We start from the raw sequence: 23118 nt of genomic DNA, 5'->3' as shown, positions 1-23118 counted from the left end.
GTCGGGCTGCGCATCACGGCCATTATCCGACCGTCGCCCTCCGAGCGGATTAGCACCGAGCGGAGACGTGGCCGCTACCGGCGTCGGCCACGCCTCCACTCGGCAGCGTGATGTACCGCCGCGCCGCTATCGGTTCACGGTCGCCATGCCGGCTTCCGGGTAACGGGTGCCGGCCGCCGCCCCCGGCGGCAGGATCTCGTCAAGGCGACGCAACTCGTCGTCGCTGAGCGAGAGGTCGGCGGCGCGCACGTTTTCCTCGAGGCGCTCGATGCTGCGCGTGCCCGGTATCGGCACGATGCGCTCGTCTCGGGCGAGCACCCAGGCCAGCGCGAGCTGTGCCGCCGTGCAACCCTTGTCTTTCGCGAGGTCATGCACGGCGTCGACGAGCGCAAGGTTGCGACGGAAATTTTCGCCTTGGAAGCGCGGGTTATGGCGGCGCCAGTCGTCGGGTGCGAGGTCGTCGATGCTGCGGATCGCTCCCGTGAGGAAGCCGCGGCCGAGCGGACTGTAGGCGACGAAGCCGATGCCGAGCTCCGCGCACAGCGGCAGCAGCTCGTCCTCCGGATCGCGGCTCCACAGCGAATACTCCGTCTGGAGCGCAGCGATGGGATGGACCGCGTGTGCGCGACGGATCGTCTCCGGCGCCGCCTCGGACAGGCCGAGGTGGCGCACCTTGCCTTCGCGCACGAGATCGGCCATCGCGCCCACTGTGTCCTCGATCGGCGTTTGCGGATCGACGCGATGCTGGTAGTAGAGATCGATCACGTCTATGCCGAGGCGCTTCAGGCTCGCGTCACAGGCCTGCTTCACGTACTCGGGCCTGCCGTTGATCCCGAGCATCGTCCCATCCGGCGCGCGCACGTTGCCGAACTTCGTCGCGACGACGACGGCGTCCCGCCGATCCTGGATCGCGCGACCGACGAGCTCTTCGTTGCGGCCGACGCCGTACATGTCGGCCGTGTCGAGCAGAGTAACGCCGAGATCGAGCGCCCGGTGGATGACGTCGATCGATTGCCGGTCGTTCGCGGCGCCGTAGAAATCGCTCATGCCCATGCAGCCGAGCCCGATGCATGACACGACAGGCCCATTCGTACCGAGTTTGCGTGTCTTCATTGATGTCCTCCGAATCTGATTATCGGCGTGGCGCCGATTCAGTGTGTGTCAGATGCGTTCGGCTGTCGCCATCCAGCCTTGCGCCGAGCCCGCCGCGGAGTGGAGCAACGCCGGCACCGGTCGGTCATACCGCGCGAAGATCGAGGAGGGCTCTTCGACCCGCGCGTGCCAGCCGTGGCGGCCGAGCCATTCCTCCGGGGATGTCAGCGACGGATCGGAGGATGCCGCTCCCGCGAGCGCGGCGAAGCGGGCAGCAGCGTGATCGCCGGACAGGTCGTCCGCACTGATGACGGGCGGCGGAGAAAAGAAGCCGGGCCGATGATCGAACGCGATGCGGCTTCCTGCGCTCGACAGCCCGGCCACGCGATCCAGCAATAGGTCGCGCTCGCCTTCATCGAGGTACATCAGCAAGCCCTCGGTCAACCATGCGGTCGGCTCGTCCGGGTCGAAGCCTGCATCGTCGCGCAGCGTGCGAGGCCAGTTCTCGCGCAGGTCCGCCGGAACGACCGTTCGTTCGCAGCGCAGTGTCGCGCCGCGATCCGCGAGAACGCGCTCCTTGAACGCGAACACCTCGGGCAGGTCGACTTCCCACAGTCGGATGCCCGCCGGCCACGGAAGACGAAACGCGCGCGCGTCGAGGCCGGCCGCGAGCAGGACCACCCGCCGACAGCCGGCGCGTGCGGCGGCGAGCAGGTAGTCGTCGAAGAACCGCGTACGGATTGCAACGGAATCACGCCGCGCCTGATTGACCGCCTCGTCAGGGGAACCCTGCACCAAAGCCTGCGCGATCCTCGGCGAGGCTGCACTGGCGGCCTCGACGAACACGCGCGCGAACGGGTCATCGAACAGTCGATGCGGCTGATCGCTCTCGAACGCGCGCGCGCCGGCAACCAGGATCGCAGTCAGCCCGAGGCCGGGCAACGGATCAGCGGACTCGGTCATTGGTCATTGCCTCCTCTAATCATCCATGCAGGGTCCGTTGGACGGGCCCCTTTGAGGAATGGTGAACCGCGTAGGAATCGTTCCCGTTCCGGTCCGCGAAGAGCGCTGCCGCCGACAAAAGGCACGCTTCTGGCCCGGCAGTCATGCCTACCCAGTATAGAGGAATGCCACGAGGCGACCGGCGGCATAGAGTCCGACGCCGAAAACCGCATGGGTGATAAGGCTCTGCAGCCGCGCGGCGGCGGGACGCGGCGTGCGGCTCGCGGCGATCCCGGCGCCCATGCCGGGCTGCAGAATGAAGAAGGGCGCCGCCACGCTGCCGATACCCACAAGAAGCGCCGGGCCGAGCGTCGGCCGGCGCGCCCAGTCGATGCCCCAGAAGGCGAGCAGCACGGCCGCGAACACGATGCCGATCAGGTAGTGGGCCGTCCAGCCGATGCGTCGCTCGCCTCGAACCGGCGGCGAGGCGGCGATTCGCTCGTGCCGGAAGCGGCCGCGCAGCAGGTGGACGAGCCAGCGCCCGACCAGGCCGTAGTCGAGCGCCGGAATGCCGAGCAGCCGCGTACGCACCACCGACCAGAGGTCCATCGTCGCCGTTGCGCCGGCGCCGACGAGCACCACGCACACCAGGTAATCCATCATCGTTCCCATTCCACTTGCCTCCACAGCAAAGCCTGCACAGTGCCACTTCAAGTGCACTTGAGGTCAAGAGGGATAGGCATGCTCGAGAGGATCGCTGCCGGCGTCGAATTAGCCGCTTACGCGTTACACGCCCCGCGCCATGGCCATGGCCTGAGAGGGAGGGCGCGAACAGCGTTCTTGGCTTAGCGTCGGCGCAGGATAAGTTTGAATCTGGGCGGGGGTCGAGCCCCCGGCCACGAGGCCGGGGGCTCTTGCGCAGACAAGAGACTTCAGCTCACCGGCTGACCTGGAGGCTGGCTCCGCCACCGGGGCCGCTGTTGGGGCCGCTGCCAAGGATGTCACCGCTGGACACCAGCTTGACCCAAAGCGAACCGTCGTCCTTGTAGTATGAGGTGTCACTGGCCTTGCGCAGCGCACGCAGGCTGTTCACCTGCGTCCCCGAGGCTGCGGTAGTGAATCCCGGCAGCTCGAAGATCACCCATGACCCTTCGTCCAGTTCCCTCACGCTGAGGGACAGGGACGGCCTTTCGGTGGTCACTTTGATCTCGGTACCCGCACGTACGTTGGTTTCTCCGCTCACGCTGTAGTCCTTGCCATTGCGGCTCAGAACGATGGGCGGCTGGCCGCTTCCGCGGGCACCATCCTCATTGAACCGTCCTCTCGCGAAGCTGACGCCTGCGAGAGCGCCGCCTTGACCACCCGCTCCGCCAGGACGGGCTGCTGCGCCGCGGGGACCGCCCGAACTACCGGGCGCGCTGGAGCCGGCACCTGCCCGACGAGCGCCGGGGCCGCCGGGACCGCCCGGGCCGCCGCCGGCAACACGCAAGCGCCCGACATCGCCCGTGCACACTGCAGCGTTCCAGCTGGGCTTGATCTGACAGGCATCCGTGTCGATTGCGATTCCGTTTGCTTCGTCGTTGACGAGAACGAAGGAATCCGGGACACCGGTCACCGAGCCGTCCAGGTCGTGGAACACCGAGGTCTTATAGCTCCCATTGCCGTAATCATCGTTGCTCCACTTGAACTCCAACGGCGGGAAATACACCGGCTTGGCGTTCGTGAATTTCGCGCCCTCTATCGTGTTGTTGGAGCTCATTCCGAAGCTGGTATACAGCAGGTAAGAGATCGCCCCCGTCTTACGAGTGTCGTTGTCCGCGAAATTCACGAACGTGACATTGTCCAGTTCGTGATGGTAGTCGTAGAACTCGTAGCCGCGGATCGGGAAATCCGGGAGTTTGGGCTGCGGCAAGCTGCGGCCGTAAGCCATTTCCGCCGGCGTCCTGGGGTTGCCGATGTTGTCGGTTTCGCCCACGAACAGCGAGTCGACGACCCGTGACGTATAGGCGGAACGACCGAAGTTGCCGGACGCATGCGTGTAGCCGATGGCGTTGTCGGCCATCTTCAAGTTCTTGAACAGGTGCATCTCACCGCGGGCCCAGATGCCGCCATTCCGGTTTTTGTAGGCGGTGAAATCCTCGAAGACCGCCTCCGCGAGAGGGCCGTTCTCGTCGGCGGGATCGGCATAGGCGATATGCCCGCCGGTCCTGAAATGGCCATCGGGCTGAGGGCCGCGGTCCAACATCAAACCGTCAAAGTTCGAATGGGCGATGTTGCCCTTGAACTCCCGCACCTGGGTTCGACGTGGCCAGGTTACCTTGCTGACATCCGTGCCTTCGAACGCGCCGGTCGGATGCACCGGCAAGGCGAACCAGAAGCCTGTCGCCTCGGACCCCGCGGCCACGTTGTCCCGGTAAATGTTGTCCGGATTGGTGATCCAGAAAGTCGACACCGTGTTGTCGGAAGGGATCAGGATGTCCTCGGCGTCCTGGCCGGCCGTATTGAAGTTCGTGCCGCCCTCCACGCCGAACGGGCCGAGGTCTGTCGGGACGCACGGCTTGTCCATATGACACTTGGTCAGGATCCCCAGGTTGTGAACGAACTCGTTGCCGTGCTCGATGCCGTCTTCGAGGAAGAAGCAATGACCAATGTTGTTGTAGGTGACGTTGTTTTCAACGCGCACGAAATTGGTGCCATGCACGGTCACGCAGCGACTGAAGGTGTCGTGAATCGCGGAGTTCTCGATGTACTGCCCTTGCGCGTCGGCGACCAAATGCCAGTGGATCGGATACCGGGCCAGATGCAGGTGCTGCCCCATGCGATTGAACTCGACGCCGGAGACGTACATCTTGCTCCCGGCCATCGCCATCACGTGCCCGCCGAAGAGTGTCTCTTCCGAGTCAGGCGAAGACTGGATAAGGATATTTCGCGTAAGCAGGCCGACTTCGCCACGTTCATCCACGCCGAACGTGATCTTGCCGTAATGCATGTAGTCCAGCTTCTCGTCCAGCGTGATCGTATTGCCATTGATGGCGGAAATGGTCCGCCTCTCGGCCTGATAGGGATCGAAATCCGTGGACGCAAGGACAATCACGTCACCGACCCGCCAGCCGTCGGCGTTCAGGACTTCTATCGTGTTGCTGCCTGCTTCGGCCGTCTTGGCCAACTTGGTCCAGGCATTCGTCCGATCCCCGTGCAGGTTCAGGGTTCCGCCCACGATCATGACGCCGCGGTCACCCATTCCACTTACGTTTTCGTTGGGGACGTTATCGGTGAGGGTGATGGTCGCCTTGCGCGTGTGGGGGTTGCTTTCGCTGCCGATCGCCAGCTCCCCGTGGAGCAGGATCCACTCCGTGGTCAATTCGATGTCGGCATCGTTTGCAAAGCTGAGCTTGCCGTCGATCGTCAAACCGTGCAGCGGCGGCGGACTGACATCGAGGACCACGTTCATATCTCGCCCAATCGTGACCTGATCGGCTTCGCCTGGCACTTTCCCGGAAGGCCAGGTGGCAGGATCGGACCAGAGCGCCCCGTCGGCCTGCTGGGCATCAACTTCCGCGGATACGCCGAGGAGGAAAAGGGCTGGAAAGAGCAATCCGAGACGGAACGAGCGATATTGTATTCTCATGGCATCAAGCACCCTTACTCGAAGACAGCCCCACGTCTGAGCGCAAAATAGCGCGATTCTCCCGGCCCCATCGTATAACAGGCAAGGGCTCGACGGGCAACCGGCCGGCGGCCGAGCCAGCCGGGCGACTGCCCGGTACAGTCGCCCGTGTCTCAAGATTCGTGAAGTGGCGCCTGGTACGATCTATCGCGCGCTCATCGGTCGCGCGGACCTGGGAGCGACCGCGCAGGCTTGCCGGCACCCGGATTTTCAGGCGTCGGGGATCTTCGTCCAGGCCGAGCACCAGCCGTTCGCGGACACGAGCTTGCCCGGGAACAGATTGCAGGGCCGCCAAGCGGCGCCAGCTTCGCCCTGGAGCTGGACGCAGTTGGCACAATGCTGCCCTTCGGTATAGCGCACGGCTAGCGGATTCGACTTGTCGACTTTCGTGGCGTCTTCGACGTAGTAAAGCGCTTTGGCTATGGGATCGTCCGGAGTCACGTGCGGCAGGTCATCCTGAGCCTGGGCGACTCCCTCGATGACGACATAGCCGATAGGAAAAGCGATGGCGGCGTTTTGCAGAAAGACGCGTCGATTGAGTCTCCTCGGGTGCATGAGTCGGGTCCTTGTGAGTTCGTGCACGTATCGTGAATTGGAGTTCGCGGAATTTTGCGTTGAATTTTACCCGACGCTGCGCCCCGAGAGTGGCCAGGTTCGTGAAGAGCGGCTCCTTGATCGGGCCTTGCTCCGGCGGGATTCGGCGCCGCGACATGGGTCATCGCGGTGATCTTGATTGTCGGATCACTGATCACACTGACCGGCACCAGCCGTGGCCGATCCAAGGAGGTGCGGGCGGACAGGACGTAGAAGCGGGCTTTTCGTTCAGCGCGGGACTGGGACGGATGATTTGCCGAGCTTCGCCACGAGCTTGGCGTTGTCTATCCCGGTCCGAGATGCAGCACGAGACCGTTGGAGCGCGGCGAGAACCCGCCAGGCAGATCTCGCCCGGTGGGCGTTCGTCATCCGGCAATCCAAAACCGGCACGAGACGGTGCGAGACGGCCGCGTAATGTTGTGCAAGGCAATGGACTCGTGCTTCCGATCCCAGTCGTACTCGTTCACGATAAAGAAGTAGTAATCCCCTTCGAACTTCAGAACGCCGTTCCAATGGTTCGTATCACGACCAAGGGGAATATTGAACCTACTACTATCGAAAAATGTTCGTCGATAGTAATGCGCCAGCTCTTCGTCCCGAAAAATTGACACGCTTGTTCCAATCCAGCGGGGAACAGCATCCACTTCGGTATGCAGGTTCTCTCCGATGAAGATGTGCTCGACTGCGCCATCGAAGTCGACATCGACTGCGAAGTATCTGAGCCTGCGCGTCGCTTTGTACAAGTAGTTGTATTCGTAGTGCCTGTCCGTAAAGGCCTCGTTGTATTTCAGGAGCTCGGCCGGCACTTCCTGCAAGCTTTCGAACCTTCGGTCGGGCGACAGCAGCTCCACTGCCCCAGCTTCGTTCTTCAGCGCTGCCAAGAAGCGGCTGCACGATTCTTCCGACATATCGGGACCGGCGAACGAAAGCTCGTAAGGGACGGCAGAGACGTACTCCACCAGCCCATCGTAGTCGTCCTGAGCAAGAGCGACCGTCTGAAGCAGCATCGTGCTCAGCACGAGCGCACGAACGCCCCATGTTGTCGCTTCGGCTCTTCGCATCTCCGGCTCCTCGGCGAATCGTCCTGCAGCGCCGCTTTCGAGTCGGCCGTGCGACCGGAATCTGCCCCCCGACCCGCGGCACACGTTGATTCCGATTGCCGATATTATGCAAATACACAAATATCTTGACGTTCTAGTTACAGTACTTAGATGGGCTACGTTCGTCAACGACCGTGTATCGGGCCTCCACGCCGCCCGGCTGCCCGCTTGCCGTCAGAGCCAGTGCCGGCGCTTGAAGTACCAGAGCATTGCTAGGACGACGGCGAGCATGACGCTCCATACGAACGGATAACCGTAGTACCAATGCAGCTCCGGCTAGACGGTCCCGCAGCGGCCGACGAGGAATTCCATCTGCTCGAGAGCTTGCGGAAGTCGCTCGAGGATCTCCCGGACCGCCGGAGCTCGGCTCACGCCCGCCGCAGCGTCCGAGGCTTGCGCGCGGGCGACTCGGCGCGCTCGTAGCGGAGGATGTCCCCGGGCTGGCAGTCCAGGTACTCGCAAATCTTCTCGAGCGTCTCGAAGCGCACGCCCTTCACCTTGCCCTGCTTGAGCAGCGACATGTTGGCTTCCGTGATGCCGACATGCTGCGCGAGCTCCTTCGACTTGACCTTCCGCTCGGCGAGCACGACGTCGAGCTTGACGACGATGGGCATGGACAGGGCTCCCGTCAAATGAATTGCGCGTTCTCTTCGGCGAGCGCGACCGCTTTCGTCATGATGTCCGCGATCTGCCAGACGATGCCGGCGAAGAGCAGCGTGAAGAGATTGCTCGTGCTGAACGAAACACTGACCCTCAGCTCCTCCTCCGCGAGCGTGAGCAGAACGCCGAGGAGCGGTTGCGTGAGCCCGCCCGCGATCGTCCACAGCGCGATGCCCGCCGCGAGCCCCCTGAGGCTCCGGACCACGCGCAACGTGAAGTAGTCGCCGCGAGCGAAGCTCTTGAAGCAGCGGTGCGCGCACACGAGGGCGTACGTAATGAACGCGATCGGCACGAGGCCGATCACGACGATGAGGACGCGCTGACTCGCGGAAAAGGCTGGAATCGCCGAGCCCGCGGACGATGCGGGCAGCCCGAGTCCCTCCGTGAGCAGCTCGGGCTCGAGCACGAGCAGCGCGAGCGACAGTGCCGGCTGGACGACGGCGAATGCGAGGCAAAGCGCGGACAGCGCGGCGCTCAACCGTTTGGCCGGCGGAGCGACGGCGAGAGGAGCGGCGGGCCGGGTCATAGTCGTAAGTCCTCTTGACTTCGGGAACCAACAAAAATTATCGTTCGCCAATAACAAAATATTGTAGCACGGCGATGAGCGCCGAAGCGTCGCTCCGCCCCGATCGAAACCTGAGGCGAGGAGACGGCCGATGACGAGACGAATCCCCTCGATGCCCTTACCGGGTATGCTCCGATACCGACTCGCGGCGGCCCTTGCCCTCGGCGCTCTGGCCGCGCCGACCGACGCGCAGCTTCCCCCGACCCGCCTCGCAAGCATCGACGTCTACCGGACGACGCAGCTCGATGCCGAGGACGTCGAACGACGCTACGCGCCCGCGATCCGCGAGCTCGTCGCGGCGATCTCGGCGAACGACGAGGAAGCGGGAGCGCGCATCCAAGACGAGATCGTCGAGTCGCTCAGGGAGAGCGGCGATTTCGCTTTCGTGGCCCTCGACATCACGACGACGTTCGCGGTGGACGAGAACGTGCTGAACGCGACGATCGAGCTCGTGGACACCGCGGACGCGGCGGCGCGGCTGTCGTTCGGCCCCGAGCCGACGGGCTCGGTGGCCGATCCCGACGGCGTGCTCGCGTCCTGGGCCGAGTACGAGAGGACGAGCATCGAGCTCCTGCAGAAACGGCAGATCGAGCCGACCATCGCGGACTGCCCGGCGCATCACTGCATCCTCGGCTTCGAGCACCCTGCGCTCGCGCCGTTCCTCGAGCGCTTCGATCGCGCCGCGCGCGAGCACCACGACGCGCTCGTGCGCGTGCTGCGCGAGGATGCCGATCCGCAGAAACGTGGCCACGCGGCGTTCGTGCTGGCCCACGTCGAGGACGCTCACGCGCTCGTCCGCGACCTCGTCCCGTCTTTCGACGATCCCTCCTCGCTCGTGCGCAACAACGCGATGCGCGTGCTGCTGATGGTCGCGCAGCGAGACCGCGAGGTCGCCATCCCGTTCGCGCCGCTCGCAAGGCGCATCGACGATCCGGACAGCGGGTGCCGCAACAAGGCGGCGTCTCTAATCGCAGCTCTCGCCGATCGTCCGGAGTACCGCGACGACATTCTCGCGATCGCGCCGGCGGTGCTGCGGCTGCTGCGCCTCGAGAAGCCGAACAACCACGATCCCGCCTACCACATCCTGAGGACGATCAGCGGCGAGAGCTTCGGCGAGCGCGATTACGAGCGCTGGCAGGCGTGGATCGAGCAGACGCGCACCGCGGGCGTGCCCGCCTCGCCTTCGCGATGAGGCAGCATTTCGCGCCGAGCGCGAAGCACCGTTCCCCGGTTGCCGGTTCGAACGAGACTCGTACACCCCTCGCGAGTGCGATCACGAGCTTCTCGCCGCGCTCACCTCGATAGCCGTTCTCATTAACTCTCCGCTGCCAAATTGTTCCCGCAATTACGGCACTTCTTCGGAGCAACTCGTACCATACGACCCATGGACGTAGCGTCGCAGCGGTATGCCAGCCGCGTCGTACTCAGCGACAAAGTCGGTGCCATCATACAGGAAGCGCGTGGTGGTGCTCTTTCCCAATCGAAGCGGCATCCACTGACCGGCGTATCTCTTTCTGCTCGTCGCGCTCGGCTCCCTCGCTGTGATCGTGCTGCACGCCCTATCGCCCGGCTGGCTTCTTCGCGGCACGGGCGACCGCCGCTCATGAGCCCTTCTGCTTTCGCTTCCACCGTGCCGCGGCAATGGAATGAGCCTCCTCGACGAGCCGTTTGGCTTGCTCCGCATTGTCTCCGCGCGGATTCAGGATGCATATGAAGTGCTGGCGTGAGTAGTGCGGATGAGGCATGAAGACGTCGAGCTCGGTATAGTCCACGACCTGCGGTTCGCGTTCGCCGAACAGTCGCCTGAAGGTCTCCTTGCTTACACCGATGTTCAATCGGTACACGCCTTCCCGCTCGAGGTTCGAGACGTTATCGAATTCACTGTCCGAGCTTGCGATCGTCGCAAACGGTAAGCGACGATCGCCACCGACGAAGTAGAGCGCGTATCCGAAGGCGTCCACTCGCTGCGCATCGGGCAGTCGACCGATGAACGCCTCCACCTCCGTTTGGCTCAGGACCTGCTTCTGACCGATCACGCATCGTCCCTCAGGGAACAACCCATCGGTTGTCCACTTGCTCGAGCTCGACGAACTTTCCGTCTACGATTCCACGGCGGCCATCGCGGCTCTCGACCGCGTACCACCTGTCGACGTGCCGGATCTCGAAGGACCCATCCCTGTGGTCGAGCCGCATGTCGAGCTGGCCGTCCGCCTCGTAATCCACGACGTGGAGAACCGTCCGGCTCGCTCTCATCGAGCACGGCATACGTGAGGATATCGCTCAAACCATCACCATCGGTGTCGCTCACCGTCAATCGGCGCGCCGGAGTCCCGATGAAGGATCGCAACGCCGCCCCCATCGACATCGAGAGCCCCTTCTCTATGCTTACTTGAAACGTGTTATCCGAGCCAACGAACCTCTTGCTTCTGACGTTACGTCAGGATCTAGACTTCGCATATGGCGGCTAAAGAGTGGATGTACATCGGCGAGGTGGCCGAGCGCACCGGCCTGACCGAACGTACTCTGCGCTTCTACGAAGAGCATGCCCTCATCTCGCCCCCTCGAACCGAATCAGGCCGACGCGTATACGGAAGTGCCGAGCTGACAACCTTGCATCACATCACGGTCCTGAAGCGGGCCGGTTTCTCGCTCTCCGACATCAAGCTATTGCTTAGCGCCCCAACGTTCGATGCCAAAGAGATCATAGCAGCTCAAATCGCTGCTCTCGAGGCAGAACGGTCCGCCATCGACAAGGCTCTCGGCGGCCTGAAGCGCGTAAAGGCGGCGCTCGCAGCCGGAGCCACTCTCGATGCGGAGTCGCTGTGCGAGCTCATTCACCAAGGAGAACGACAAATGCCGAACGAGACTTGGAAAGAGTACTGGGAGAAGCACTGCACCCCGGAGGAAAACGAGCGTTGGATGGCGGCGAAGCTCGAAGCGGCACAGGGAGATCCGGACGGGTACCTGAAGAAGTGGCGCGATCTGGCTCATGAGATCGAGCAGGCGTTGCCGCTGGATCCAGCCTCCGAAAGCGCACAGCGCTTCTTGGCGAGATGGAATGCGCTGCTCACGCCTTTCGTTGCGGCCCTTGACGACCAGATGAAGGCCGAGGCCGCGACGCTGGTCGCCAAGACGGCGGATGGTTCCCTCGAGCCGCCGCTCAGTAGAGAGGCGTTCGACTTCATCGAGTTGGCGAGGCAGGCGTCCAAGCTGCGCAACGCCTAGTCGACCATCTCGTGCTCGTCGACCGGACGCGGTCGCATGAATACTAGGACGATCGCTCAGGCCGCATTACCGTGTTCACGCCCGCCCGCTCTAGCGCCGGCAGATCGAGGCGTCAAAACAGCAGATTCCTAATCTGCGCCCAGATCGCCTGAATCGGCACGGCGAGCAGCACGACCGGCACGAACGGGAGCAACAAGGCGACGCCGAGGGTGAACAAATCCTTGAGCCCGATTGGAACGAAGCGAATGGCGTGAACGTTGGACACGACGGAATAGAGATCGGCAGCCGCGGAGAAATCGGACGCCTCGAGCGCCTCCTCGTCGATCTCGACGTCACGTCGAAGCCATTTTCGCTCGAAGCGGTGGCCGAGCTTGTCGGCGAGTGCGCCGTACTCGAACGTACCGCGTCGCCAAACCCGAATCAGAGTGGGCATGAATGCGAGGACGGGCGACAAGAACAACGTGGCGATCGCCGCCCGAGACGATGAACGTCTTGAAGCCGTTGCTACGCAAGTAAGCCAAGAGCTCGAGCATCGGCCGATAGACCATTTCCGTATAGGGCCGGCCAGTCTCGGGATGCGTAGCCGTCGTCAACCAATCTCTCGCGGTTTGCGCGAACTCCTCCGTCGTCATGCCCGCGTGCGAAGCGGCAAGGACGGCGGCGACGGACGCTTCACCGCCGGCCAGAGCCTGCGTCAAGTCTCCGGCCAACAGGCTGCTGAAGGGCTCGGTCGTTTTCCATTCCGGACGCTCCGACGCGAGGGTCTTCACGCGGTCGAGCGCGAACTGGAGCTGAAAGTAGACCGGCTGCTCCGCCCAGAGGGTGCTCTCTCCCCTTGCGGGTGCGCGAGTCGACCTTCAGTAGACCCCCCACTCCGACGAATCGTAGCGAGATGCCACGTGCACGCCATTGGACTTTCGGGCTACTGGTGCGGCGCGAGCTGGTCTATCGGTTGGACGAGCGCTCGATGACGCGCAGCAGGTCCGTGGCGAGTGCGTTCGGTTGGATCAAGATCCGATCGAGCGCAGCAGCCGTGCGGCGGCACGGTCTCTCGGCGTGCAAGAACGCGGTGGTCACTGCGCCATCTTTTTCCGCGAGAGCTTGGAACCGATGAACGCCGCGAGGAGCTGCGGAGTCGAGACGATCGCCATGAAGATCATGGCAATCGGCAGGAGGTCGAGCGAGCTGCCTTGAAGCACCGCGGCGAGCACCTGGCCGCCGGCCATGCTCAGCGCCCATCGCCACGGCTTATGCGGAAACAGATAGCCGATCACGAAAGCGACGACGGACATGAGCGGTATGCCGATCGTGTAGTACGAGCCGTCGTCCCACGCCTCGTTCTTACTGGTCGCCGAGGTGATGGCCACGTAGACGGCGAACCCGCATATGGCCGCGGCCGCGTGAGGAAAGAAGCGACCGTTGCTATTCATGGGCTGTTCCTGGCAAGCAATGGTCGCATCGTACGCGCCGAAGCCGCCGAAGCAGTGCCGCTCGTCGCAGATCGAAGCATCAAGACACGACGGAAATCACAAGACGCAGCACGACCGGCTTTGTCGAGGAGTCGGCTAGAGCACGCGGGCGGCTTCGGACAGAGACGCTCGAGCACTGCGACGACCCGGCGCCAGTGATCGACGTGTCGACCTCGATCGCTGGACATTGGCTCCCCGGAGGCGTCTCAAAGCGCCTCTCGGTCAACTCGGCGCGCTCGGCCAAGCTGCGCAACGGTGCTACGAATCGCTTGACCGTCTCGTAGCTGCCTTTAAAGTTCCTGCGCGCTCCCTGCTCGTGCTCGGGTGGGGCGGCGCCTGAGGGCGCCGGCCGTGCTAGCGGGCCGCGATGCGGACGCGAATGCCGTTCCGCTCGCCGATAGACGCCATCCAGCACGAGCAGGTGGAAAGTGCAGACGCCAGACACCTGCAGGCGACGCGCGCGTCCTCCCGCGCGCCGCGAACCGCCTAGTCGTCGTCCGCGATCGTCACCGTCGCGGTGCCCGGCGTGCCGATGACGTAGCGGTTGGCAGGGCTCACCGTGACCGTCACCGTCTCGTCGCCCTCGACGAGCATGTCGTCCACGGGCGTGATGACCATCTCCACGCTCGCCTGATTCGCCGGAATGTCGAGAAGCAGCGTGAAGCCGCTGAAGTCCGCGCCCGCGGCGGTGCCCGCGCGGGAGAAGACGACGGGCAGATCGGCCGCGACGTTGCCGCCGCTGCGCGTGACCGTGAGCACGCCCGGGTCGCTGCCGGCTTCGGCGGCGCTCGGATCCGTCGCGGTGATGGCCACGACGGCCGGGTCGTCCGCGATGGTGATGGTGGCCGTCGACGGCGAGCCGACGAGATACGTCTGCGAGATGCTCGGTTCGAGCGTGGCGACCACGGTCTCCGGGCCCTCGACGACGTTGTCGGCACGCGGTGTGATCGTGCGCGTCGCCGAGGCCGCGTTCGCGGGAATCGTCGTGTTGCAGCCCGTGAAGACGTAGTCGGCGCTGTTCCCCGCCGTGCCGCTGAAGCCGCACTGGACGTTGAGCGCGGCAGCCGGATCGCCGCCGACGCGCGTGAACGTGAACACGCCGCTTACCGGCCCCGCTTCCGCTGCGAGCGCCGTCGTCGCTTCGATCGACACGATCGGCGGATCGTCGTCGATCGTGATCGTCGCGCTCGACGGCGCGCCGACGACGTAAGCGACGTTCGGCGAGATCGTCAGCGTGAGGTCCTCGTCGCCCTCGACGCGGTTGTCACGGACCGGCGTGACCGGAACGACCACCGACGTCTCGCCCGCCGGGATCGTCACGATGAGCGGCAGCGCCGTGTCGTTCGGGAAGAGCGGATTGTTGGCGGCGCCGCTGCGCGCGTAGAACACGATCAGCGGCGCGCCGAGATTGCCGCCCGCGCGCGTGAACGTGAAGCCCGCCGGATCGAGCGTCGCCTCGGACGCCGACGCGTCGGTGGCCGCGACCGTCACGACGACGCTGTCCGTGATCTGGATCGACGCGAGCGACGGCGTGGTCGTCAGGTAGCTCGGATCGGCCTGGATCTCGAGCAGCGCCGACTCGGTGCCTTCGACCTCGGTGTCGGCGATCGGCTCGAGCGTGATCGACGCGTTCGCGGCGCCGGCCGGAATCGTGATCGTGCCGGGCAGCGCGACGTAGTCCACACCGTTCACCGGCGTGCCGAGCATCACATAGCGCACGGTCAGCGAATCGGTGGTCTCGCCCGTGCGGGTGATCGTGAACGTGCCGGTGTCGCCGCCGAGCTCGGCGGCCACGTCGTCCGGCGCGGTGACGGTCACCGTGGGCAGCTCCGGCGGAGCCTCGGTCGTGATCACGACGGTGTCCGGATCGCTCGCAAGCTCGCCGTCGCTCACGATGAGCTGCGCGACGTAGGTGCCTGCCTCGTCGGCGACGAACGTCGGCGCGACGGCCGCGTCGTCGCTGAGCGCGGCGGCGCTGCCGGCCGGCGTTACGGTGAGCGACCACGCGAACGTGAGCGCATCGCCGTCGGCGTCGAAAGAGCCCGAGCCGTCGAGCTGAACCGTGTCGCCGACCTCGACGCTCTGATCGTCGCCGGCATCCGCCACCGGACGCGTGTTGCTCGTCGTGACCACGACGGTGTCGGGCGCGCTCGACGCAGTGCCGTCGCTCACGATGAGCTGAGCGACGTACGTGCCCGCGACGTCGGCAACGAAGGTCGGCGCCGGCGTGTCGGCGCTACCGAGCACGGCGGTGCTGCCGGCGGGCACCGCCGTCAGCGACCACGCGAAGCTCAGCGGATCGCCGTCGGCGTCTGTGGAGGCCGAGCCGTCGAGCGTGACGAGCGCGGCGAGCGCGACGGTCTGGTCGGGGCCGGCGTCCGCGGCCGGCGGGGAGTTGCCGGTGGTGACGGTGACGCTGTCGGCCGGGCTCGTCGCGAGCCCGTCGCTGACGACGAGCTCGACGACGTAATCGCCCGCGAGGTCGGCCGTGAACGTCGGATCGACCGCTGACGGATCGGACAACGCTGCGCCGCTGCCCGCGGGTACCGTGACCAGCGACCAGGCGAACGCCAACGCATCGCCGTCGACGTCGGTCGAGCCCGACCCGTCGAGCTGCACGGTGTCGCCCACGAGCACGGTCTGATCGGGGCCGGCATCCGCCACCGGCGGCGTGTTGACCGGCTCGGTGACGATCACGACTTCGTCGGGCATGCTGTCGGCCCGGCCGTCGTTGACCACGAGGCGCGCCGCGTAGGCGCCCGGCAAGTCCGCGACGAACGTCGGCGTCACCGCCGCGGCATCGGAGAGCCCGGCCGCGCTGCCGGGGGGCGCGCTGACGAGAGACCAGCTGAACATCAGCGGGTCGCCGTCGGCATCGAACGATCCCGAGCCGTCGAGGGTCACGGTCTCGCCCGCGACGACGGTTTGATCGTCGCCGGCGTCTGCCACCGGGGCGGTATTCGGCGTGGGCGTGATCACGGGGCAGCCCGCGAGCGTGCAGCTCCGTACGCAAACCGCCCCGTCGTTCAGCGTGATGGTGCCGTCGCGGATCGAATCGCGAGGGTCGTTCGGTCCCGACGCCGGCGTGCCGCGTGCGGCGAAGATGGCTTGAATGTCGAGCTGATCGACGTCGCCGTCGGTATCGGCGTCGCAGACGAGCGCTTGTCCCAACGCCGCCGGGCTCGCGAGGAGCAGTGCGGCGAGCGCCGCCGGCGCGCTGGGCCGGGCGCGTGCGAGAGGTCTCATCGTCGCCGCCGCGCGGCGAGCAGCGCGACGCCCGCGGCGAGCAGCGCGAGCGAGCCCGGCTCCGGCACCGGCACCGGCGCGACGACGTTCACGGTGCCGGCGCCCAGCCGGTCGAAGGTCAGCGTGCCGAACGGATCGTTGCCGATGACGGTGAGCGGAGTCAGAAACGCGAGCTCGCTCGATCCGGCCGCGAGAGCGTCGAACGTGAGCCGAGCGAGCAGCACGGTGTCGGCCTGATCGGCGGGCAGCGGCGGCGCGAGCGCGAGCGCGCCGATGCCGAGAGGCCCGGCCGTGCCGAATCCGGTCGCACCGAAGAGCGCGCTGCCGAGATCGAACGTGCCGCCGAGTGCCGTGAGCGCGTCCGACGCGAGCAGCGCGTCTGCACCGGGTCCGAACGCTACGGCTGTCGGTGTCAGGATCAGCGGGTCATATCCGATCAGCAAGTCGAAGGCCGTGACGGTCTCGCCGGCCGCGTCCAGATCGCCGACGACCACGTCGACTTCGAAAGCGGCGCCCGTCGCGACCGTCGTCGCGGCGGGGTCGAAGTCGATGAAGATCGCGTGCGCGGGCGCCGTCATGAGCGACGCGACGGCCGCGAGGAAAATCGTGGATCGAAGCGATTTCACGGTGCCCCCCTTGTTGTTGTTAGGCCGAGCAGCAGGCGAGCAGGTCTCGCAAATGGGGCGCTAGTGAATCTAGGATGGTTGCAGCAGACGGCTAAGGTCAATTACCGTAAACACACCAACCCGGTGCCCCGGCCGGGCGGGCGCGCGAACCCATCCGAGCCCGGCGTCGGAAAGGGCGACATGGCGAAATCAGATCGGCTGCGGCTCGCGGACGTGCGTGCGGCGTTCCGACTGCTCGGCGAGTGCCGCGAGCTCGGCAACGATGCGCTCGCCTGGCGGCGCCACATGCTGGAGGGCTTGAGGCAGCTCACCGGCGCACAGGTGGCGCTCTATCTGCATCTCGAGGACGTCAGTTCGAGCGACGGGAAGATCGGCGCAGCGCTCGACAGCGGCTTCCTCGACGACTCCGGCAAGGCCCTGTGGGCGCACTATCAGCGCGAGAACGCACACCGCGATGACCCTTTTCATCTTCGTTACTTCCGCGCGTTCAGCGGAGCGCTCACCACGCGCTCGCTCGAAGCCGTCGTGGACATGGCCGAGTGGCGGCGCTCTCGCCACTATAACGAGTACGTTCGCGCCTGCCGCCTCGAGGACAGGATCACGTCGGCCGTGAACCTGGCCGGAGCTGCGCCCGTGACACAGGTCATCGTGCTGCATCGTTCGGCCGCCGACGGGCCGTATTCGCGGCGCGCGGAGCGCCTCGTGCGCCTCTTTCACGAGGATCTCGTGCCGCTCCTGGGTCGGCCTCTGACGCTCCCGGGAACCGGCGATGCGGAATTGACGAGTCTACCGGGGCGGCTTCAGGACGTGCTTCGTCATCTGCTTGCCGGCGAGTCCGAGAAGCTGGTGGCCGCGCATCTCGGCTTGAGCCTGCACACCGTCAATCGACACGTGCAGCGGCTCTACCGCCGGCTCGGCGTGCACAGCCGCAGCGAGCTCATGCTTCGCTGCCGGGATCTGCTGCCGCACGTCGAACGGCGGCGGGAGTGACGTACGCGGGCGATTTCGAGCGAGGCTCGCGCGGATCCGCGACGAGCGGCGTCGACTTCGTGCCGAGATCGCCGACGACGACTCTTGAGGCTTCGCCGGCCGACGTCCCGAACCCCGGCCGCCCGGCGTGCGCGGCTGCGACCCGGGCAACTTCCACGCGCCGAGCCCCCTTGGCCTCGCCCCGGTTCCCCGTCATGCTTCCCCGGTCCGCGCCGGGGCGCGCGCGAGGGCGATCCACCCGCTCGACTCGTCCCGCGCAGTGCCGTCAGCCGACCATCCTCCGGAGTGAGCCGATGCCGAGATACGCTCGTCTTCTACCTCTCGCCGCCGCGGTGAGTGCCGCCGCGACCGCCGCCCCGGTCTGCGCCCAGCAAGCGCCGGGCGAGAAGCCCGACCTTCGCGCTGCGTGCGAAGCGCTCGCCGACATGCCGAATCTGTCGATCACCCGCGCCGTCCTGAAGGGCGCCGACGGCGCCGCTCCCGAGCACTGCTACGTGCAGGGCGTCATCGGCGGGCGGATCCGCTTCCACATGCAGCTGCCGTTGCCGGACGCGTGGAACGGTCGCCTCTTGAACATCGGCGACGGCGGCAAGGACGGCCAGCTCAACTTCGCCGACGAGCGCCTCGCGCAGGGCTACGCAGTCGCAAACTCGAACACGGGCCACGACAGCGGCGCGGAGCCGGGCGCGAGCTTCGCGCACGAGAACCTCGAGGCCGTGATCGACTTCGGCCATCGCGCCGTGCACTTGACGGCGAACGCGTCGAAAGCGGTCGTGCGCCGCTACTACGGCCGCGGCGAGGATTACGCCTACTTCGAAGGCTGCTCGACCGGCGGGCGGCAGGGGCTCATGGAGGCGCAGCGCTACCCGGCCGACTTCGACGGCATCGTCGCCGGCGCGCCGGTCTTCGATTACCAGCGCCTGAACGTCACGCACGTCTGGATGGCGCAGCAGGTGTTCAAGGACAAGTTCGCCGGCAACCTCGCGTTCGACGCCGACGGCGACGGCGTGCCCGAGAGCCTGACGAAGTGGGAGATCCTGCGCGACGCGGTGATGGCCAAGTGCGACGCGAAGGACGGCATCCGCGACGGCATCATCGACGACCCGCGCACGTGCGACTTCGCGCCTCGCGTCGATCTCGCGAATCGAATGTGCCCCGCGGGAGCCGACGCGGACGACTGTTTCACCGAGCGGCAGATCGAGACCATCGAGGCGCTCTACCGCGGCCCGCACGACAGCCGCGGCGTGCGGATCTTCAAGGGCATGGACTTCGGCTCGGAATGGGACTGGGACCGAACGATCTTTCCGCACGCCGGCAACGGCATGTTTCCGGCCAAGCTTCTCTACGGCCTGGACCACGTGAATTTCCTGTTCTACGAGACGTCGCCCGGCGTGCCGATGTCGAACCCGACGGACGTCACGCAGACGCCGGACAAGAGCGCCGATCCGCCCGAGTTCGCGTGGTGGGAGTTCGACGTCGACGACGTGACCGCCGGCGCCGGCGACTTCATGATGGCGATCACCGACGCGACCGACCCGGACCTCTCGCGCTTCCTGCACCGCGAGGACGGCAGGCTGCTGATGTATCACGGCTGGGCCGACCCCGAAGGCCAGGCCGAGCCGACGCTCGACTTCTACGAGCAGATCGTCGATGCGACGTTCGGCGGCGATCTCGACGCGGCGCGCGAGAAGGTCCGGCTCTTCATGGTGCCCGGCATGGGGCACTGCGGCGGCGGTCCGGGTCCGAGCGAATGGGACCGGCTCGCGCCGCTCGTCGCATGGGTCGAGCAAGGCGCCGCGCCCGAGTATCTCGTGGCTGCGCATCGCACGAACGGCGTCGTCGACAACGAGCGCCGCGTCTGCCCGTACCCGCAGCGCGCGGTGTACGTCGGGCCGGCGGGCGGCCAGAACGATCCGGCGAACTGGGTGGAGGGCAACTTCGAGTGCCGGTGACGGCCTTCGCTTCGCGCACGGCGGTACTCCGCGTCCGCCACCGCCCAGTCGCCCGTCGACGCGAGCACGTCGCCGCTCACCGATCGAACGACGACCGACTCCGGTGCGAGCTCGAGCGCCCGCGCGACGGCATGATCGGCCTCGGGGCGCGCGGTCTCCCGATCCAGCTGCCCGTCGCCCTGCGCCGCCACGGCCGCCGTGGCCGTCCCCGCGCACGCGGCCGCGTAGCCGGGGTCGAGCTCGATCGCGCGCAGGAACGACGCACACGCGCGCAGCATGTCCTCGGATCGCAGCGTTCGCGAGTAGTGCAGGCTTTTTAGGTAAGCGTCGTGCGCCTCGGTGCTCGGCGTCCGCACGCCCGCGCTGTCCGGCAGGTCGTTTGCGAGGAGCTCGACCTCGAGGGCGGCGGCTACGCTCCGTCACCGAACGCAGCGGCAACTCCTGCTGGGTTCACTGGCGCCTGGCGCAGCAGTTGGTAAAGAACGCCGGTTAATGGCATGACACGCTTGCTGCGCGCATGCGATTCGGTATCACGGTCGGCTGCAACTGCTTGTTCGACGGCACCGCGGTGACGCCGACGATCCTACTGGGACGCACCACGCTTCTCCAACGCTTCGGTATACATGCGAAGAAAGGACTCCGGCGAATACGGAAATGGCGCCGCCGCGGACAACCACTCGCTGCCGCTGCGGACGAACGAACCGCGGCCTCAATGCGTTCCATGTCGGCGACTCCTTGGGAGTGACCGAGACTCGGAAAAGTGACTGAAATGACAGCCGCCACGATTGGCATTGCTCTCAGCATCGATGTGATGCTTCTCAGCCCGAACCCGGCCAAATCGATCAGAATTAATGATCACGCTAGCCGTGCCGCCGAACGCCGCAGTTGAGCGGCCGCGCGCTGCCGCATGCAGCGCGCGCGGTGTCGCCGTGGTCACGTATCACGGTCCGCTCCAACTGCTTGATGCCAAGCGGCATGCTCACCGCTGCGGCTCTTCTGAGAAATACTTCTGGAGCCGTTCGCCAAGAACTCTATCCCGCGATGCCGCGTAACTCGACACGGCCTGCAGCAGCACTTCCAAATTGCCACGCAGATTCCCAGGCGTGAGCAGTGAAAGATCAGCTTCTCGCGGAACCCAAAAGGCACCGCCCTCCGCGTTCACGATGCCATACCCATCAGGTGACAAAGAGTCTTTTGCTATGAACAACACGTAGCGTTCGTAGACCGGATAGTCGTCCACCGCCAGGTAGGTGCTCGCTGGAAATAGGATTTCGCTATCCAGCGCCACATCGATGCGCTGCTCCGGTTGGAAGTTACCCTTCAGCGAATAGAGCACCCGAACCTTTTGAACTGCCCTGCTATTCCCAGAATGGGTACGCGGCGTTTTCGGGGGCGACTCGACAAGCGCTACGACGATCGCCTGGCTATTACCAATGAGATCCGATAGCCCGGAGAAGATGCCGTGCGCCGCGCCGAACGCCGAAGGAGCAAATGCCAGCGAACCGAGCAAGATGATTAGGTAACGCATGGGTGCCGCCTAACGCCGCAATTCTCCTAAGCTGGCCAAGATACGCCACATGTCAGTACCGTACCCACTATGAACCTCCGTGAATCCTGTACGTTGTGCACGCTTCCCGTTATCACCTGCATCAGCTCGAAGGCTGGTTCCATGTAGCGGTCGGCAAAATCTAGTAGGTCGTTGAAGGTGAGGCCGAGGCTGGAAACGTCGAATGGACCCGGATCCGCGCCCAGTGGAGCCATTTCCAGATGGGCGTGGAACTTATCGCGGAAGGTTTTGATCTTTTGACCAACGACGTCTGTTTCGAGTGCCTTTACCGCTGCTGTTACAAGAGTCCACCCTTCGTCGAAAGACGCTTCGAATTCCTGCCGATCCCGATCACGCCACTGTTCGCGAACCTGATCTGACTGTTCCTCCGGGAGCCCAGGTATCGGTCCGGGCTGGTCATGCCACTTGTCCGGAATTTCTCGAAACCTTCTTCGTAGCTCGCGGTGCAATGACGGTTCTGCAGCTTTGCGATATACGTTCACGAAGCTGGCAGCTCGGCGGTCATCATCCATGAATAGTCTCGCAAGATCACGAACCAGGTCCTGAGCCATCATTGGCACAAGGTGGTTATACGCATGTGCGCCGAACGTGTTTCTGAACTTGTTAGCGAGAGCAGCGGCAATCTCGGCATCCCGAAGCAAAGGCTGCAGAATGTGTCGGCGCTCGTCCATGACGCGCAGCGCCTGAACCAGTGTCTTCGCGTAGCCCTCCAATTGTGCGATGCGTTGCTCTTTGGTCGCTGAAGTCATGCGGTGATGGTAAGCGTGCGGCTAACGATTGAGCTGAGCGGCGCGCACGCCGACGTTTGAGTTTGGCACTTCATCTGTCACGGGTCCGCTCCAGCGAAATGTTAGACGTCACGGATTGGATACTTCGACATCAGCTCATTGAGTTGACTCACGCTCTGCGCAAGCTGAGTCTGATCAAGCTGCAGCTTAAAACTTAGACGGTTACCAATTCCGGCTTGGTCTAGCGCATCGCCTTGCAGCTCAATTCCACCGAGACAACCTTAGCTGCCCCTCCATCGTTTCCCACTCCTTCTTGCCCTTAAGCGAAGCGTAGAGCTCCGTCATCTTCGTGCGAAGGTCATCCAGCTCGGCTGTAAGAAAGGCCGCGTCGAAACCGCCACGGAAGCCGCCCGCCGCGACTTTCACCTGCACCTTGAGCCAATTGGCATCGTAATAGTTGTCGTTATCGGTCGGCCGCTCGTACCCCGCGACCAGGATTTCGAGTCGCTCGTGGTGGTTACCGCCGAAAGTTACTGCCGCCATTTCGAATGACGCCTAACGTGCAGTTGAGCGGCGGCGCGCCGACCTGTCATGCGCGCCGCGAGCGCACAATGGCCACGCCATGCTTGCGGCGCGCACGCGTTGACGTATCACCGTCCGCTCCAACTGCGTGTTATACGCTGGCACGACGCCGT

The 23118-nt window shown here is 65.0% G+C and carries 21 protein-coding genes and 2 pseudogenes; 4 read left to right on the top strand and 19 right to left on the bottom strand.

Translation table 11 applies throughout. The annotated features are described in order from the left end of the window. Nucleotides 1–126: 126 nt before the first annotated feature. The 9 genes and pseudogenes from VF329_02005 to VF329_01965 form a co-directional block, all read right to left on the bottom strand. On the bottom strand, nt 127–1113 hold the full coding sequence (locus VF329_02005; protein HEX7079770.1) for an aldo/keto reductase: 987 nt from the start codon (nt 1111–1113) through the stop codon (nt 127–129). 48 nt (nt 1114–1161) lie between these two features. Further along, nucleotides 1162–2034, bottom strand: coding sequence for an SAM-dependent methyltransferase (locus VF329_02000; GenBank protein ID HEX7079769.1), 873 nt, complete (start codon nt 2032–2034; stop codon nt 1162–1164). Between the two features lie 168 nt (nt 2035–2202). Then, nucleotides 2203–2706 carry a DUF2938 domain-containing protein gene (locus VF329_01995; protein HEX7079768.1) on the bottom strand — a complete coding sequence of 168 codons (504 nt, stop codon included), beginning with the start codon at nt 2704–2706 and terminating at the stop codon, nt 2203–2205. A 265-nt stretch (nt 2707–2971) separates the two neighbouring features. After that, nucleotides 2972–5674, bottom strand: a complete 2703-nt coding sequence (locus tag VF329_01990; GenBank protein HEX7079767.1) for a G8 domain-containing protein — start codon at nt 5672–5674, stop codon at nt 2972–2974. Nucleotides 5675–5911: 237 nt separating this feature from the next. Continuing rightward, complete coding sequence (locus VF329_01985) at nt 5912–6256, bottom strand: high-potential iron-sulfur protein (GenBank protein HEX7079766.1); 345 nt, start codon at nt 6254–6256, stop codon at nt 5912–5914. A 404-nt stretch (nt 6257–6660) separates the two neighbouring features. After that, complete coding sequence (locus VF329_01980) at nt 6661–7356, bottom strand: hypothetical protein (protein HEX7079765.1); 696 nt, start codon at nt 7354–7356, stop codon at nt 6661–6663. 213 nt (nt 7357–7569) lie between these two features. Further along, nucleotides 7570–7671 (bottom strand): annotated as a pseudogene (locus VF329_01975) (magnesium and cobalt transport protein CorA). A gap of 92 nt (nt 7672–7763) precedes the next feature. Continuing rightward, entirely contained in the window at nt 7764–8009 is a 246-nt protein-coding gene (locus tag VF329_01970; GenBank protein HEX7079764.1) for a helix-turn-helix transcriptional regulator, read from the bottom strand. Between the two features lie 14 nt (nt 8010–8023). Beyond that, nucleotides 8024–8581, bottom strand: coding sequence for a DUF2975 domain-containing protein (locus VF329_01965; protein HEX7079763.1), 558 nt, complete (start codon nt 8579–8581; stop codon nt 8024–8026). 130 nt (nt 8582–8711) lie between these two features. Between VF329_01965 and VF329_01960 the strand changes: the two genes are divergently transcribed. After that, nucleotides 8712–9812, top strand: a complete 1101-nt coding sequence (locus VF329_01960) for a HEAT repeat domain-containing protein (GenBank protein HEX7079762.1) — start codon at nt 8712–8714, stop codon at nt 9810–9812. A 409-nt stretch (nt 9813–10221) separates the two neighbouring features. Here VF329_01960 and VF329_01955 read toward each other — a convergent pair whose 3' ends face one another. Together VF329_01955 and VF329_01950 are read right to left on the bottom strand one after the other, a co-directional pair. Next, the gene (locus VF329_01955; GenBank protein ID HEX7079761.1) at nt 10222–10656 is read right to left on the bottom strand and encodes a DUF6194 family protein; all 435 of its coding nucleotides are present in this window, start codon (nt 10654–10656) and stop codon (nt 10222–10224) included. Between the two features lie 10 nt (nt 10657–10666). Beyond that, the gene (locus VF329_01950; protein HEX7079760.1) at nt 10667–10873 is read right to left on the bottom strand and encodes a hypothetical protein; all 207 of its coding nucleotides are present in this window, start codon (nt 10871–10873) and stop codon (nt 10667–10669) included. A gap of 204 nt (nt 10874–11077) precedes the next feature. Between VF329_01950 and VF329_01945 the strand changes: the two genes are divergently transcribed. Next, the gene (locus VF329_01945; GenBank protein ID HEX7079759.1) at nt 11078–11845 is read left to right on the top strand and encodes a MerR family transcriptional regulator; all 768 of its coding nucleotides are present in this window, start codon (nt 11078–11080) and stop codon (nt 11843–11845) included. A gap of 112 nt (nt 11846–11957) precedes the next feature. On the opposite strand, the gene VF329_01940 is transcribed toward VF329_01945, so the two are convergent. The 5 genes and pseudogenes from VF329_01940 to VF329_01920 all read right to left on the bottom strand — a co-directional run bounded on the left by VF329_01940 (nt 11958) and on the right by VF329_01920 (nt 17186). Beyond that, entirely contained in the window at nt 11958–12278 is a 321-nt protein-coding gene (locus tag VF329_01940) for a hypothetical protein (protein HEX7079758.1), read from the bottom strand. Nucleotides 12279–12315: 37 nt separating this feature from the next. Next, nucleotides 12316–12675, bottom strand: a pseudogene (locus VF329_01935) (haloacid dehalogenase-like hydrolase). A gap of 243 nt (nt 12676–12918) precedes the next feature. Further along, on the bottom strand, nt 12919–13275 hold the full coding sequence (locus VF329_01930) for a hypothetical protein (protein ID HEX7079757.1): 357 nt from the start codon (nt 13273–13275) through the stop codon (nt 12919–12921). Nucleotides 13276–13800: 525 nt separating this feature from the next. Next, nucleotides 13801–16560: a PKD domain-containing protein gene (locus tag VF329_01925; GenBank protein ID HEX7079756.1), complete on the bottom strand. Its 2760-nt coding sequence runs from the start codon at nt 16558–16560 to the stop codon at nt 13801–13803. Further along, complete coding sequence (locus VF329_01920) at nt 16557–17186, bottom strand: PEP-CTERM sorting domain-containing protein (protein HEX7079755.1); 630 nt, start codon at nt 17184–17186, stop codon at nt 16557–16559. Before VF329_01920 ends, VF329_01925 begins: the two co-directional genes overlap by 4 nt. Before the next feature lie 180 nt (nt 17187–17366). Here VF329_01920 and VF329_01915 point away from each other — a divergent pair, with 180 nt between their 5' ends. Continuing rightward, on the top strand, nt 17367–18176 hold the full coding sequence (locus VF329_01915) for a helix-turn-helix transcriptional regulator (GenBank protein ID HEX7079754.1): 810 nt from the start codon (nt 17367–17369) through the stop codon (nt 18174–18176). Between the two features lie 293 nt (nt 18177–18469). Further along, nucleotides 18470–20128, top strand: a complete 1659-nt coding sequence (locus VF329_01910) for a tannase/feruloyl esterase family alpha/beta hydrolase (protein ID HEX7079753.1) — start codon at nt 18470–18472, stop codon at nt 20126–20128. Nucleotides 20129–21107: 979 nt separating this feature from the next. On the opposite strand, the gene VF329_01905 is transcribed toward VF329_01910, so the two are convergent. The 3 genes from VF329_01905 to VF329_01895 form a co-directional block, all read right to left on the bottom strand. Beyond that, nucleotides 21108–21656: a hypothetical protein gene (locus VF329_01905; protein ID HEX7079752.1), complete on the bottom strand. Its 549-nt coding sequence runs from the start codon at nt 21654–21656 to the stop codon at nt 21108–21110. A 26-nt stretch (nt 21657–21682) separates the two neighbouring features. Then, the gene (locus VF329_01900) at nt 21683–22444 is read right to left on the bottom strand and encodes a hypothetical protein (GenBank protein HEX7079751.1); all 762 of its coding nucleotides are present in this window, start codon (nt 22442–22444) and stop codon (nt 21683–21685) included. Nucleotides 22445–22684: 240 nt separating this feature from the next. After that, nucleotides 22685–22966, bottom strand: coding sequence for a hypothetical protein (locus VF329_01895; GenBank protein HEX7079750.1), 282 nt, complete (start codon nt 22964–22966; stop codon nt 22685–22687). Nucleotides 22967–23118 lie beyond the last annotated feature (152 nt).

The sequence above is a fragment of the Gammaproteobacteria bacterium genome, from assembly GCA_036381015.1.
GTDB lineage: Bacteria > Pseudomonadota > Gammaproteobacteria > Steroidobacterales > Rariloculaceae > ZC4RG20.
Note: the sequence above shows the minus strand (reverse complement) of the source record. Positions and strands in the feature narration are given on the sequence as shown.

Coding starts and splice junctions, on each gene's coding strand:
- VF329_02005 (HEX7079770.1), bottom strand. CDS start 1,113: ATGAAGACACGCAAACTCGGTACGAATGGGCCTGTCGTGTCATGCATC.
- VF329_01995 (HEX7079768.1), bottom strand. CDS start 2,706: ATGGGAACGATGATGGATTACCTGGTGTGCGTGGTGCTCGTCGGCGCC.
- VF329_01985 (HEX7079766.1), bottom strand. CDS start 6,256: ATGCACCCGAGGAGACTCAATCGACGCGTCTTTCTGCAAAACGCCGCC.
- VF329_01980 (HEX7079765.1), bottom strand. CDS start 7,356: ATGCGAAGAGCCGAAGCGACAACATGGGGCGTTCGTGCGCTCGTGCTG.
- VF329_01970 (HEX7079764.1), bottom strand. CDS start 8,009: ATGCCCATCGTCGTCAAGCTCGACGTCGTGCTCGCCGAGCGGAAGGTC.
- VF329_01965 (HEX7079763.1), bottom strand. CDS start 8,581: ATGACCCGGCCCGCCGCTCCTCTCGCCGTCGCTCCGCCGGCCAAACGG.
- VF329_01960 (HEX7079762.1), top strand. CDS start 8,712: ATGACGAGACGAATCCCCTCGATGCCCTTACCGGGTATGCTCCGATAC.
- VF329_01950 (HEX7079760.1), bottom strand. CDS start 10,873: ATGAGAGCGAGCCGGACGGTTCTCCACGTCGTGGATTACGAGGCGGAC.
- VF329_01945 (HEX7079759.1), top strand. CDS start 11,078: ATGGCGGCTAAAGAGTGGATGTACATCGGCGAGGTGGCCGAGCGCACC.
- VF329_01940 (HEX7079758.1), bottom strand. CDS start 12,278: ATGCCCACTCTGATTCGGGTTTGGCGACGCGGTACGTTCGAGTACGGC.
- VF329_01930 (HEX7079757.1), bottom strand. CDS start 13,275: ATGAATAGCAACGGTCGCTTCTTTCCTCACGCGGCCGCGGCCATATGC.
- VF329_01925 (HEX7079756.1), bottom strand. CDS start 16,560: ATGAGACCTCTCGCACGCGCCCGGCCCAGCGCGCCGGCGGCGCTCGCC.
- VF329_01915 (HEX7079754.1), top strand. CDS start 17,367: ATGGCGAAATCAGATCGGCTGCGGCTCGCGGACGTGCGTGCGGCGTTC.
- VF329_01910 (HEX7079753.1), top strand. CDS start 18,470: ATGCCGAGATACGCTCGTCTTCTACCTCTCGCCGCCGCGGTGAGTGCC.
- VF329_01905 (HEX7079752.1), bottom strand. CDS start 21,656: ATGCGTTACCTAATCATCTTGCTCGGTTCGCTGGCATTTGCTCCTTCG.
- VF329_01900 (HEX7079751.1), bottom strand. CDS start 22,444: ATGACTTCAGCGACCAAAGAGCAACGCATCGCACAATTGGAGGGCTAC.
- VF329_01895 (HEX7079750.1), bottom strand. CDS start 22,966: ATGGCGGCAGTAACTTTCGGCGGTAACCACCACGAGCGACTCGAAATC.